Genomic DNA, 14252 nt, shown 5'->3' with positions numbered 1-14252 from the left:
GTGTAACTGCTGGTTTTATGGCTGTTTTTGCATTTTCAAAATAGGCGCCCTAGGGTACAATTCGCGCCTTTTTTATTACTGGTCGCGCATTGGCGACTCGCTTGAATAGAGCCCAAATCACATTATGGAAATTGCACCTTACCAAAACGCACTTAAAGACCTGCAAAGTCGTACCGACGTGCTTAGGGGGTATCTTTGACTACGCAGAGAAAAAAGATCGCCTAACCGAAGTTGAGTTGTTGTTGGCCGAGCCCGATGTTTGGAACGACCAAGAACGCGCTCAGGCATTGGGTCGCGAACGTTCTTCTCTAGAGTTGGTGGTAGAAACCATCGATAAACTCGACCAAGGCGTTGAAGACGGCAAAGAACTCTTGTCGATGGCCGTTGAAGAAGACGACGAAGACTTACTGGTTGATGTTCAATCAGAAATCGACGAATTAACCAAGCAGCTTGAAGTGCTTGAGTTCCGTCGTATGTTCTCTGGCGAGATGGACCCGAACAATGCTTATCTCGATATTCAATCTGGCTCCGGTGGTACCGAAGCGCAAGATTGGGCGGAAATGATTTTGCGTATGTATTTGCGTTGGGGTGAGGCGCACGGTTTTAAAACCACTCTTGAAGAATGTTCCGCCGGTGATGTAGCGGGTATTAAAAGTGCCACTATTCGCTTTGAAGGCGAATACGCGTTTGGTTGGTTGCGTACCGAAACCGGTGTGCATCGATTGGTACGTAAGAGTCCGTTTGACTCCGGTAACCGTCGTCATACTTCTTTTAGTTCGGTGTTTGTTGCGCCTGAAATTGACGACAACATCGAAATTGAAATCAACAAAGCCGATATTCGTGAAGACACCTATCGCGCCTCGGGTGCGGGTGGTCAGCACGTTAACAAAACCGACTCTGCGGTGCGTTTAACTCATGTTCCAACCGGTATTGTGGTGTCTTGTCAGAGCGAGCGTTCGCAACATCAAAACCGCGATAAAGCATGGAAAATGTTACGTGCGCGCATGTACGAACAAGAGCTGCTTAAGCGCAATGCCGAAAAACAAGCCATGGAAGACAGCAAATCTGACATTGGCTGGGGTAGCCAGATTCGATCTTACGTACTGGATGACCAACGCATTAAAGACCTGCGTACCAGCGTACAAACCAGTAACTGCCAAGCGGTTCTAGACGGTGATCTAGACCAATTCATTGAAGCAAGTTTGAAAGCCGGCTTGTAATCGCAAGCCAACCTTTACTCTCCCAATCGAAATTAGGAATTCCTATGAGCGACAATCCACAGAACTCAGTTCAACCTCAAGATGAAAACAAATTGGTTGCAGAGCGTCGCGCTAAACTTAAACAGATCAGAGAAAGCGTTGATGTCGCTTTCCCTAATGATTTTCGACCAGAGCACAAGGCTGCTCAGTTACAAGCTCAATACGGCGAGTCTTCTAAAGAACAGTTAGAGAGCGAAGCCAATGTCGTGAGCGTTGCCGGACGTGTTATTCGTTCGCGCGGTGCGTTTATGGTGTTGCAAGATACCACCGGCACTATTCAGTTATACGTTACTAAAGATGCACGTCCGTTTGCTAAGAGCGTCGATTTAGGCGACATTATTGGCGTTTCTGGTGAATTGCATAAATCTGGTAAAGGCGATCTTTATGTGAACCTTGATCAGTACCAATTGCTTACTAAGTCTTTGCGTCCGTTGCCCGATAAATTCCACGGTTTAAGCGATCAAGAAACCCGGTACCGTCAGCGTTATGTCGATTTGATTGCCAACCCTGAAGTGCGCGATGTATTTACCAAGCGCTCACAAATTATCAATTTTATTCGTAACTACTTGGCTGAACGCGCATTCTTAGAAGTTGAAACGCCAATGTTGCAGTCAATTCCCGGTGGTGCTTCGGCAAGACCGTTTGTGACTCATCACAATGCGTTAGATTTAGACATGTTTATGCGTATTTCGCCCGAGCTGTACCTAAAACGCTTGGTGGTGGGCGGTTTTGAGCGAGTGTTTGAAATTAACCGTAACTTCCGTAACGAAGGTTTATCGACTCGTCACAATCCAGAATTCACCATGTTGGAGTTCTACCAGGCTTACGCTGACTACAACGACCTGATGGATTTAACCGAAGATTTGCTGCGCAAAATGGCTGCTACTATTTTGGGAACCACTCAGCTTAAAAGCACGGTTAAAAACAGCGATGGTGAAGTGGTGGAAGAAAAAGTGTATGACCTTGAAAAGCCATTCCACAGAATCAGCGTTTTCGACTCTATTTTGCATTTCAACGCTGATATCAGTGCAGAGAACATTTCTACCATTGAAGCGGCTACCGAAGTTTGTAAGAAACTTTCCATTCCAGTGAAAGATATCTGGGGTCTGGGCAAGCTGCAAATCGAGATCTTTGAGAAAACCGTTGAGCACCGTTTAGATGAACCTACGTTCATTACTCAGTATCCAGCAGAAGTTTCTCCTTTGGCGCGTCGCAATGACAGCAACCCGTTTGTTACCGATCGTTTTGAGTTCTTTGTGGGCGGTCGTGAAATCGCGAATGGCTTCTCTGAGCTTAACGACGCAGAAGATCAAGCCGAACGCTTTATGGCGCAGGTTGCCGAAAAAGACGCCGGTGATGACGAAGCAATGCATTACGACGGCGACTATGTGTGTGCGCTGGAATACGGTATGCCTCCAACGGCGGGTGAGGGTATTGGTATCGATCGTTTGGTGATGTTGTTTACCGATTCGCCGTCAATCCGTGACGTTATTCTGTTCCCTGCAATGAGACCCTTGTTAGATACAAAATAACTTCAGTTTCTGTAATAAAAAAGCCGCCGAAAGGCGGTTTTTTTATACTTGTTATTTTTTAGGAACCTCGGACCAACTTATCCATGACTGAATCAGAGTGAAGAAACTGAAAATACGATTTTCAGTTTCTTCACAATTTCAATCACTTACCCATCTTGAAATTGGCGACATATCCTTGTGTCGCTAGAGACTCTAGGTTTATTGGAGTTTCTGTTAATTTATTAAAAAACTGTTATCGATAGTTTTTGTTTTTAATTATTAACCAGTGCCCAAAAAATCTAAGCCAATAAATTACCGAATACGTATGAGCGATACGAATAAATTAACATTCGGTTTTAGTTTAACGGATTAAGAAAAACCTTTAAATGCTGCATATAGAATGCAAAATTTGATTTTAGTGAACTGTGTAGAGTATTTGTTTACTGGATGCGGAAAAATTCAAATTAATCCTTTTTTTCTATCTGGAATGCGTATATAAATGTAGCCTATAGGGATTGACCTACTAAGGTCTTACTTTTAAAGTCAAAATTAGAAATTTGGTTGGAAAAAATCAATAATATCAACTAAGTTTTCTTGACTGTGCTCAAACAAATGTTAGTTAGACGGTTCTTTGCATCAATTAACTTGATGGTTTTAACAGGTGTTTAAACTGACTTTTAATGCTTTTAGGAACCTTTGATTGACTCATTCGTGATTTAATCAGAAGAAAGAAATTGAACTGTGATTTTTAGTTTTTACAATTTTAATCACTTACCGTTCCTGAAATTCGTGACACATTTTTATGTCACCGGAAACTCTAGGTTGATCAGAGCTTCCCTTAGCTAAGTTTATTTAAAAATAATAAAAGCAGGTTGTATCTATAATTTTCGTAATAAATCTAATATTAGAGCCTAATTACAAAAAATACTTTTGCTTTTTTAATTTTTAATGGTTGGCTTTTAATAATTTTATCGTATTGGTCTTATTGAAAATTCGAGAACACAATGCGGTGTCATGGTTTATTATGACTCGCTCTTAGCAATATTCGAATTTCGTTTAAGGTGATATTCATGAATACGTTGGTGAGTTTCAATCTTAATATTTTCTTAAGAATGAATACTTACTATTGAGATAGCCAAGGCGTATTGGTTTTCGTTTGTGTTGGCTTGTTTCTAAACTTTTTTGCTGATTCAAATGGGAGGCTAAAGTGTTACTAAAAGTTAAGGTGTCCGGCTCGCTGGTTGAAGTCTGCAATCTTTCAGAGTTGATGGATCCATGCACTAAACGCATTCACATTCGTGAACTGCGTGGTTACAAAAATGCACAACCTGTGCATTTGCAAAAAAGCGATTTAACATTTGTGTCTGGTGAACCTCTGCCAACGTGCTGGTTACAGGTACATTTAAACTATTCAGTTCGTCAAGCGCCTCACGCAAAAGCCAGTTAAGTATTCTATATTTTTAAGCCACTTCGTTCTGGATTTTAAATATTAATTATTATAAAAAATTAATGGATTAAGTGGCTTAAAAATAGACCTTTCTCACGTATTAAATTCCTTTCTAAGATTTCTGTATTTATTAGTGCGATAAAAACTCTGATTAACTCATCTATGATTTAATCAAAAGGCAGAAATTGACGGTGCAATTTCTAAGCTGTTCATATTGTCAATCACTTGTTATTTTCGAAGCTGGCATTACATCACTGTTTTGCAGGCAACTCTCGCTTAATCAGAGTTGCCTGTATTTCGTTTCATTACTCTCGATGAATATTCTTTCATAACACTTCTAAATGAATGGTTAGCGAACTTATTTGCAAATGTTATTATAGCGCTTTGGTTAACTCATCCATGATTTAAACAGAGAACAGAAGTTGACAATGTGATTTCCGAATTCTTCACACTGTCAATCATTGATTGTTCTTGAAATTGACGACACATGCCCGTGTCACTGTAAACTCTGGGCCAATTAGACCTATGTATTTGAGTTAATCGTTACTGAAGCAATAAGAGAGCTAAATCGTGTCTAAAATACAGCTATCAAAATCCTGGTTACAGCATTTGCAACCAGAGTTTGAAAAGCCTTATATGCAGCAATTACGAACGTTTTTATTGGCGCAAAAGCACGAAGGTAAAACTGTATATCCACCCGGTAATCTTATTTTCAACGCGTTTAACACGACTGACTTCGACAAGGTTAAAGTTGTTATCCTCGGGCAAGATCCTTATCACGGCCCCGGTCAGGCCCATGGTTTGAGCTTTTCGGTGCCTAAAGGTGTTCGTACTCCACCGTCACTGGTTAATATTTATAAAGAAATTGAGCGCGAGTTTGGTATTACTCCTGCTAATCACGGTAATTTGGAACACTGGGCGGAACAGGGCGTGTTGTTGTTAAACGCAACACTTACGGTTGAGGCGGCTAAGGCGGGATCTCATCAAAACCAAGGTTGGGAAATATTTACCGACTGCGTTGTAGAAGCCTTAAATCTTCATCGCGAGAATTTGGTTTTTCTGCTTTGGGGGAGTTACGCGCAGAAGAAAGGTCGAGTTATTGACCGACATCGGCATTTGGTTTTAAGTGCGCCACACCCTTCACCTTTGTCGGCACACCGCGGCTTTATTGGCTGTGGCCATTTTCGCGCTGCTAATGATTATCTGAATCAGCATGGCATAGCGCCTATCGATTGGGCTTTGTCATAATTTTCATCGAAAGTATTGGCTTGTGTGTATTTATTTAAGCATATCCATAGCCATGGCCATTTCTTCACTTAAGTCTTCCATTTCGGTGGCTTGCATGTCTGGATCTAGCCCTAAGCGTTTAAATGCCAGTACTTTGTTGTAGTTAATTTTAGACAATGGATGCTTACCGCCCATATGACTTTGCAACAAGGCGACCGTGACAATATCTGCATAGTCAGCAACGGGAATATCACGGGCAAAATCGAGATGCTGTGAGGGAACACGTTGAATTTCCGTGGAAAAATCCCAGGTTTGTAGAATGCGATTGCCTATGGCTGGGGAGAGTTTCTCTATGACTAGATCTAAAGTGATGGCGTCGGATAAAAGCTCGCCGTGATCTTCTGCGTAGGTAAGAATTGGCAATGAACCGATCGAATGCACTAACCCAGCGAGAGTCGCCATATCCGCTTTGAGGTGTTCTGCTCGGTGTCGACACAATACGTTGCAAATGCCAGCAACTTCGGCAGACCGATTCCAAATTTCGCGAAGTCTTTTATCAACCAAGTCAGATGTTGCCTGAAACATTTGCTCCATAGCCAAACCTGTGGCGATATTACAGGTGTAGGCCATTCCCAAACGCATCAATGCCATTTTCAAATCATCTATATGCTTAGAAGCCCTAAGGAGTGGACTGTTTGCGACTTTGATAAGTCGAGCAGAAAGAGAAGGATCGGTGCCAATTACTTGTAGCAATGAATCCAAGGTTGCGTCTGGATCCATTGCAATGTCACGAACTTTAATGGCTACCTCGGGCAGTGTAGGCAGGACCAAATCATCGTTTTTAATTGCCGTTAGAATTTCTATTCTGACACGTTCGAAGACGTTCGGCATTTGGGCTCCTTGGGATCAACTTCGGTCTTAAAATGAATCTGCAAGGAGCCGCGGTGCGATTAATTAAGCCTCGCTTGTCTCCTCTTGTTCATTAGTTATAGCATAGGGTAGAGGAGCGAAACGGAGTTTTGTGACTTTTTGAGACTCTAGGTAGACTTCTCCAGACTTATAAGCAGAATCTAAAATACATACCAGAAGCTCATAACTAAAATCGTCGGTTGGTACAACGTTAACAATTTCACCAATTGACTGTTGGGTATCTTCACCAAACAACTTGTCACCGGCTTTTGGTATGGTTTCTATATCGGCAATTGCACGGTAGGTATGACGTTTTTGTTTGCCAAGATACTGCATTCTTGCAACCACTTCTTGGCCGGTGTAACAGCCTTTGGTGAAGCTCACTGCCCCCACTTGCGTGAGATTAATGGTTTGTGGCACAAAATTTTCGGTCGTGTCGGCATTAATCCACACTCTACCTTTGCGAATTTCATCAGCTCGCCATTCACTGGTGGCGCCTATGGCACATAAGGGTTCGAGCTTTAACCAGTAATCTTCAATTTTGTCGGCACTAACCCAACACTCGATAACGTCATCGTCAGTACGAATTAGGGTGAAATCGTCACTGTGAATGGATTCCATAAAGGTAGAGGGCGCCTTACCGAAAATATCGGACACAATGTTTTCGCAGGTATCACCTTTCAAGGCGATGCAGAGCTTAATGTCTGAATCTGGGACATATTTAGCCTTAGAGAAAACCATATATTTACCTAACGATTTTCTGGCAACGTCTTCAAGACTTGCGTCGCAACGCAGTGTTACTTTGTCGTCTTTCGCACAGGCTAAAAAGTTAAATATCACTCGACCTTTAGCGTTGCAGTGTGCGCCGTATTGCGCGGAATAGTCGCTAAGGTTGGTGATGTCACAGGTGACTTGGCCTTGAAGGAATTTTTTTGCTTCTTCACCTTCAATTTGAAGTGTGCACATATTGGTAAGTGCAAATAAGCGAGTGTTTGTGTTGGCAGACGCTGCGCGCTCGGACGTAGCCATCAGTTCACCGTCTACCAATTGCAGTCTGTTTGTTTGTAGAAACTCTAACCAACTGGCAAAACTGGACATGAATAGCGTGCTCCTGTAAGTAGTTTTTGAGTGTATTGATCTTCGGTCTATCAAAGATTAAACCATGTTGATATCCGTCTGTGAGTCGATTGTACTGATAATCGTTCCAATTTTAAGGAGTTTTTAAAGCATAGAGCGTAAATATCGGTATAATTGCCGACGTTCAAAGTAACCATCGATGAGTGACAGAATGGAAAAAAACCGACTTTTGTGGGCTGCGCGCCGGGGTATGCTAGAGCTTGACTTGGTTTTGCTACCTTTCATAGAGAATATCTACGCAACATTAGAAAAAGAAGATCAAGATAGATTTGACGCTCTGCTTGAATGTGAAGATCAAGACATGTTCAGCTGGTTTATCGATAAAGTTGACCCAGAAGATCCGGAAACGCTAAAAATTGTCCGAATTATCCGATCACATACCGGCCTTCAGCCAGAAAATTAATCTTGCTCTTATGTTGCCAGGATTTATTTTCTGGCAGCATTTATTGGTATTGATAATCTGGATAGCCGCACTGTGTATTTCTTCTCTGGCTGTTGAGGTTGTTAGCCTGCTTTGTGCAGTGGCCAGCTTAGCTATTGCGTACAATTTTTTTCGAATACGCCAACGATATTCTGGGTATTTGATGTTTGATCGGCAATCTTGGAGTTATTGCTCGCCGCACCTTCCACCTTGTCCTTTACGTTTAGTTTCTTACTCCATTTTATTTCGTGGAATTATCATACTCAGATTTAATAACGATGCTAAACGGCTTCATAAAAATATTGAGTATTTTTTTACGACAAAAACACTCGATCTTGTTACCTTTCAACACATTAAGATTCTTGCAGAAACCAAAAAACTCATTGTCTAATTTTATAGGAAGCTCTGATTAACCTAGAGTTTCCAGCGACACAAGGATGTGTCGCCAATTTCAAGAACTGTAAGTGATTGAAATTGTGAAGAAATTGGAAATTGCATTTTCAATTTCTGTCCTCTGATTAAATCAGGGATGAATTAATCAGAGGTTCCTATAGTCAAAACTTTAGTGAGATTATGGTTGCCCTGTTACTACATATATTTCATGTATTCGTTGATTTTAAACAGTATTTAACTTGTCTAGAAATCTCTGACCAGTGTACCCATGATTTAATCGGAGTTTTTCCTAATTGTTCTAGTCACAAAATACGATACAGAGATTAATTTGAATTGTTGATGAATTTTAAATTATACCGGTGTGCGAGATCGTTCTCTGTTGTATTAAGTTTTGAAAAGATACAAGCTTAAGAAAAGTGTTGATTTATATCGGTCTTTAATTTTCGATAATTCCAATATACACAGATATAAAATATAATTTTTAATCATCGCGGGATAGATTCTAAATTTTCCTGATCAACTGGCTTGCATTGTTTTTAAGACTAATTGGAATTTCAGCCACTCTTAAAATATCTGTCCTGTAAAATATCTGTCATGGGAGATTTATAAATCATGTTGGTTTTGTCTGTTTTTATCTTGAGTAGTCGTGCTAGAATCTTCGCGCTTACAAAAAATAGAGCAATAGGAACTTTTGATTAACAAATCCTTAATTAATCAGTGATTAGATGTTGGAAATGTAATTTTCAATTCCTTCACAGTTTTAATGGTTGCCCTTATTTAAATTCATGGCACATCTCTGTGTCAGTAGTACTCAGATATTATAAAGATTTTTTTAATATTCACTTAAACAGAAAATAAATTTTAATAATAAGTTTTAGTGTTAAAGCATCTTTATTTACACCTCAGTCTGAGTGATCGTTATTTTTAGTGTGAAGTTGACTTGCGTCACGTTTTTGCCAGTTACTTTTCGTGTTTTTCATATAACTGTAAAGTTTCCGACGCTTTTTTTAAAAGAAATACGATTTTTAAAATTAACCATTGCTGATCAATTAAAAATCACTTGAGTTTTAGGATTGTTTTTTAGTAACCTATAAAAATGAATAAGAAAGGTTACTGATTTTCTTGGCCGTACGGCTATGTTTGAGAGAATTCCGTTAGCATCGTTGTGAAGTGTTTGTCTTCAACACTGCTAAATATATAAGAATAATAGATTAATAATTTCCACTCGGTGACTATCACCAAATACATTAAATCAACCAAAAAAATATTGATTCATGGGACTGTTATGAAACTTTCAAAAAAAATAATGACTTCGGCTGCTCTAGTTGCTGCTACTACCCTTGCAATTTCATCTGCTCACGCGTCTTACCTAGAGAGAGTTGCAACTCTTTCTAACGCAGCCGAAGGCAATGAGTTACTTATTTTTACTCAAACTAAATCCAACGGTTTAGTGTTGCTAGATTCTGTTTCTACCGGTGGTTTTGGTACTGGTGCACCTTTAGTTTCTAACCAAGATGCGTTAATTGTTAGTGACGACGGTGACTTTATTTACGGTGTAAATACTGGAAGTAACAGCATTTCTGTATTCAAAATCGGCCGTAAGGGCGTTAAATTAATTCAAACGATCGATTCACAGGGTGATCGTCCTATCAGCTTGACCCAAACTGACGATCTTCTTTATGTGGTGAACGAAGGCACCGACAATATTGCAGGTTACAAAGTTAAAAAAGACGGCAAATTAGAAATTCTTGAAAATTCTGTAGCCAGCTTAAGCGGTTCAGGTACAGCGCCTGCGCAAATTAGTTTTTCTCCAGACGGTGATTTCTTGATTGTTACCGAAAAGCTCACTAACTTGATTGTTACCTATCCTGTACTAGAAGATGGTCGTCCTGGTGAGTTGGTTGCCACAACTTCTGCATTGCCTGTTCCTTTTGGTTTTGATTTTGACCGTTTTGGTCACGTAGTGGTTTCTGAAGCTGCTGTACCAGGCGGTCCAGATATTGGTTTGGGTGCTGGTGTTTCTTCTTATGAATTGGAAGCCGACGGTAGCTTGTCTGTGTTAACTGGTGGTGTGTTGAACTCTGGCCGTGCAGCTTGTTGGGTAGAATTTAGCAAAAACGGTCGTGTTGCTTATGTCACTAACACCGTTTCAAACTCTGTTTCGGTATACACAACCAACCGTCACGGCGATTTAACTCTTGCCAACGACATTGCTGCGACTCTTGATGCCGGTTTCCCATCGGACATCGCACTGTCGCAAAATAGCCGAGTGGTTTATGTGTTAAGTAACGCGGGTGGTTTTATCAACTCGTTCTCTGTTGAAGATCGTACCGGTCTTGTGTCAGTTTCCGAAACCGCAGAGCTTCCTTCTTCAGCTAACGGTTTGGTAACTTTTTAATTTTAGGATTAAATTGTTTTAAAAATTTTAACTTTTTTAAATTTTTACCAAATCTAAGTTAATGTTGTATTTTTAATTTTGATTGGTTATTTATGAAAGTAGATAACAGTGTTTTAGTGTAAGTAACAATTTTACGCTTTTCATGTGTTGTTATTTAAAAAGGGTCTATGTTTTACATAGGCCCTTTTTTATTTTTGGGTTTTAATCACAAATAGTTATTTTGTGGTTTTTAAAAATGACTTTTTATTTGGAAGTGAACAAATTATTTGAATTCATTGGTAAGTATTTTTCGGTATTCGCTAAATTATATTTTCTAAATTATGGATGTGTGTAATTCACTGAAAGTGTTGGGTGATTTGCATTTCCTTTCTTTTTAATTATCACAAATCTAATAATTTATCTGGAGACTTTTGTGAAAAAGTTTTTACAAGTTGGTTTATGCTCAGGGTTTTTATCGGCCGTTTTATCTACTGCTTCTTTTACTGCTAACGCGTATTATTTTCCAAGAGTTGCAACCTTAACAAATGATCTCGAAAATAATGAATTAATGGTTTTTGCTCAACTTCCCGGTCAACAAGGATTAAAATTAATTCAATCAATTGCTACAGGCGGAACGGGTTTACAAGCCGCGCTTGGCAATCAAGACGGTTTAATTGTTAGTGAAGATGGTAATTATTTGTACGCAATTAATCCGGGTAGTGACAGTCTCTCAGTTTTTGCTATTAAGTCTACAGGGGTTGAATTAATTCAGACTGTTTCTTCACAAGGAATAATGCCGCTGAGTTTAACGCAAAATGATGATTTATTATTTGTTTTAAATGGTGGTTCTGATTCTATTGCGGGTTTTAGTATTAATTCAGACGGTACCTTAGCGTTTATCGATGAATCATTGGGCCAATTAAGCTCTACTGGAACAGCACCAGCACAAGTGAGTTTTACGCCTGATGGCGCATTTTTGATTGTTACCGAAAAAGTTACTGGTGTAATTTCGACATTCCCGGTCACCGACGACGGCGTTATTGGTGAGCGTGCTGGCATCGCTTCTGAAAAACCGTTTCCATTTGGATTTGACTTCGATCGCTTTGGGCACGTTTTGGTATCTGAGGCAAACCCGTTCGGCACTGATGGTGGATCTGTAACTTCCTATAATATTTCTGCAAGCGGAAACTTAGAATTATTAGATTCTGCTGAGCTTAATGGGCAAAGAGCGACTTGTTGGCTAAAAACCGGTAAAGGCGGACGATTTGCTTACGTTTCTAATACGTTTTCCGAAACGATTTCTTTGTATTCTGTCGATCGTGACGGCGACTTAGTGTTAACCGGTGATGATGGTCTTGTGGCTGAACTGGAAACAGGTGATGTACCCATTGATATTGCCTTTTCTGACAATGGTCGTATTTTTTATGTTTTAAATGAAGGTAACGACGGCAGTATTGCTTCTTATCAAGTCACCGGAGCGAAAGGTTTGCGCCTGATGGATCGCAATGAAGATGTTCCTGCGTTTTCAACCGGTATCGTAGCGTTTTAAATTGCAAGTGTTTTAGATTTTAATGAGTCTAATGGTTAAAGTGACGAATAAAAAAGCCCTTTTAAAAGGGCTTTTTTTAATTTTATATTAATTGAATACTCGGTTTTTCAACTTCTACCAACAACGACATCTTGCGCGGCAAAGTTAATAGGTACCAGTACAGTGTCACGTGCGAAGGGTTTTAAATTGGGAAAATCTAACGAGTAGTGCAAGCCGCGACTTTCTTTGCGTGCCATTGCGGAGCGAATAATCAGTTGCGCGACAACCGCCAAATTGCGAAGCTCAATTAAATCGTTGCTCACTTTATAATTTGAGTAGTACTCGCTAATTTCATTTTGCAGTAATTTAATTCGATGATTGGCTCTTTCTAGCCGCTTTCCAGTTCGAACGATACCAACGTAGTCCCACATAAATCGACGCAATTCATCCCAGTTGTGGGAAATAATAACGTCTTCATCGGAATCCGTTACTCGACTCTCGTCCCACTCTGGTTGATATTCTGGCGACTTAATCGAATCAATAGTCTCTATAATTTTTAGTGCTGCCGAGCGTCCATAAACCAAACATTCCAACAATGAATTGCTGGCCATGCGGTTGGCGCCGTGAAGACCGGTAAATGACGATTCACCAATAGCGTAGAGGTTGAGTAAATCGGTTTGGCCAAATTGATTTACCATAACGCCACCACAGGTGTAGTGGGCGGCAGGTACAACGGGTATCGGTTGGCGAGTAATGTCAATTCCGTATTTTAGGCATTCGGCTTTTACAGTAGGGAAGTGACTGTTAATAAACTCTGCGGGTTTATGGGATATATCCAAATAAACACAGTCGCAACCGAGTCGCTTCATTTCATGGTCAATTGCGCGCGCGACCACATCTCTGGGGGCCAGCTCTGCAAGTTCATGAAATTGATCCATAAATCGTTCGCCACTAGGCAGTTTTAATATCGCACCTTCGCCGCGTAATGCTTCTGTGAGCAAAAAGGTTTTAGCGGTAGGGTGGTACAAGCAGGTTGGATGGAACTGATTAAATTCCATGTTGGCAATGCGGCAACCTGCGCGCCATGCCATGGCAATTCCGTCGCCACTGCAACCGTCTGGATTGCTGGTGTAGAGATAAACTTTACTGGCGCCACCTGTTGCGAGAATTACGACTTTGGCTTGAAAGAGTGAAACGCTGTCGGCAGTGCGGTCATAGATGTAGGCGCCGGTGCAGCGATACTTTGGTGAATCTTCGTCGGCTTGAGTAATGAGGTCAACGGCAATGTGGTTAGATAATATATCAACATTCTTTTTGTGTTTTACCGCATCGATAAGCGTGCTGTGAACGGCTTTGCCTGTTGCATCGGCACTGTGAATGATTCTTCGATGGGTGTGACCACCTTCTTGGGTTAGGTGGTAGGTATCGCTATGCTCTTCTTTAGTGAAATGTACGCCTTCTTTTATAAGCCATTCGATGGCTTGACGGCTGTTTTCTACCGTGAATCGCACCGCATCTTCGTGACAGAGACCGGCACCGGCGATCAATGTATCTTTTACGTGCTTATCAACACTGTCTTCCGAATCTAAAACCGCTGCAATACCACCTTGAGCCCACCAGGTTGAACCATCGGTGAGTTCGCCTTTACTGATCAAAGCAACCGAATACTGCTCGGGAATGTGTAGGGCGGCCGTTAGTCCTGCTGCACCCGAACCGATGATGAGCACGTCGTGAAAATGTTTTTGAGTCATAGCGCTAGGTGTCTCAAGCAAGATTTTATAGTTGTTGTGAATATTACAGTCGTGTTACTTATAAAATTTGGCGGCAGTATATACATTTTGTCGGTTTGCTCACAGCCAAGGACATTTCAAGAATGGAAGCGATACTAAAAAAACTGAATTTGAAAGAACTTTCAAGATGATTGATGTGTCATTGTCCCGGTTTTTCATTCTAGCCTGATAAAAATTGAATGATGTCGCAAAAATCGACATCCGGCTAGTTGGCAATTACGTCACCTAAAGACACAGGGATTGATTTTTAATG

10 protein-coding genes are annotated in these 14252 nt (G+C 40.7%); 7 read left to right on the top strand and 3 right to left on the bottom strand.

Annotated elements, in window-relative coordinates; genetic code table 11:
• The first annotated feature begins 124 nt into the window (after window positions 1-124).
• The 4 genes from prfB to ung all read left to right on the top strand — a co-directional run bounded on the left by prfB (window position 125) and on the right by ung (window position 5465).
• Window positions 125-1220 (top strand): peptide chain release factor 2 gene (gene prfB / locus ACYQ2C_RS01920; RefSeq protein WP_460048662.1). Its coding sequence is split into 2 segments (ribosomal slippage): window positions 125-196 and window positions 198-1220, totalling 1095 coding nucleotides; the frame shifts between segments, so codons are not numbered across the junction.
• A gap of 44 nt (window positions 1221-1264) precedes the next feature.
• Window positions 1265-2791, top strand: coding sequence for a lysine--tRNA ligase (gene lysS, locus ACYQ2C_RS01915; RefSeq protein ID WP_460099726.1), 1527 nt, complete (start codon window positions 1265-1267; stop codon window positions 2789-2791).
• A 1186-nt stretch (window positions 2792-3977) separates the two neighbouring features.
• A complete protein-coding gene (locus tag ACYQ2C_RS01910; protein ID WP_460099729.1) occupies window positions 3978-4217 on the top strand; it encodes a hypothetical protein in 240 nt (79 codons plus the stop codon).
• A gap of 567 nt (window positions 4218-4784) precedes the next feature.
• Window positions 4785-5465 carry a uracil-DNA glycosylase gene (ung, locus tag ACYQ2C_RS01905; protein WP_460099841.1) on the top strand — a complete coding sequence of 227 codons (681 nt, stop codon included), beginning with the start codon at window positions 4785-4787 and terminating at the stop codon, window positions 5463-5465.
• Between the two features lie 30 nt (window positions 5466-5495).
• Here the strand turns inward: ung and ACYQ2C_RS01900 are convergent, their stop codons facing one another.
• Entirely contained in the window at window positions 5496-6335 is an 840-nt protein-coding gene (locus ACYQ2C_RS01900; RefSeq protein WP_460099731.1) for an HDOD domain-containing protein, read from the bottom strand.
• Window positions 6336-6398: 63 nt separating this feature from the next.
• The gene (gene ygfZ, locus ACYQ2C_RS01895) at window positions 6399-7451 is read right to left on the bottom strand and encodes a CAF17-like 4Fe-4S cluster assembly/insertion protein YgfZ (RefSeq protein WP_460099733.1); all 1053 of its coding nucleotides are present in this window, start codon (window positions 7449-7451) and stop codon (window positions 6399-6401) included.
• Between the two features lie 190 nt (window positions 7452-7641).
• Here ygfZ and ACYQ2C_RS01890 point away from each other — a divergent pair, with 190 nt between their 5' ends.
• From ACYQ2C_RS01890 to ACYQ2C_RS01880, 3 genes are all read left to right on the top strand, one after another.
• On the top strand, window positions 7642-7893 hold the full coding sequence (locus ACYQ2C_RS01890) for an FAD assembly factor SdhE (RefSeq protein WP_460048654.1): 252 nt from the start codon (window positions 7642-7644) through the stop codon (window positions 7891-7893).
• Window positions 7894-9589: 1696 nt separating this feature from the next.
• The gene (locus ACYQ2C_RS01885) at window positions 9590-10702 is read left to right on the top strand and encodes a lactonase family protein (protein WP_460048652.1); all 1113 of its coding nucleotides are present in this window, start codon (window positions 9590-9592) and stop codon (window positions 10700-10702) included.
• Between the two features lie 412 nt (window positions 10703-11114).
• A complete protein-coding gene (locus tag ACYQ2C_RS01880) occupies window positions 11115-12230 on the top strand; it encodes a lactonase family protein (RefSeq protein ID WP_460099737.1) in 1116 nt (371 codons plus the stop codon).
• A 107-nt stretch (window positions 12231-12337) separates the two neighbouring features.
• Here the strand turns inward: ACYQ2C_RS01880 and nadB are convergent, their stop codons facing one another.
• Window positions 12338-13960 carry an L-aspartate oxidase gene (gene nadB, locus ACYQ2C_RS01875; RefSeq protein WP_460099740.1) on the bottom strand — a complete coding sequence of 541 codons (1623 nt, stop codon included), beginning with the start codon at window positions 13958-13960 and terminating at the stop codon, window positions 12338-12340.
• Between the last annotated feature and the right edge of the window lie 292 nt (window positions 13961-14252).

This window comes from Sessilibacter sp. MAH3 (assembly GCF_054658275.1).
Note: the sequence above shows the minus strand (reverse complement) of the source record. Positions and strands in the feature narration are given on the sequence as shown.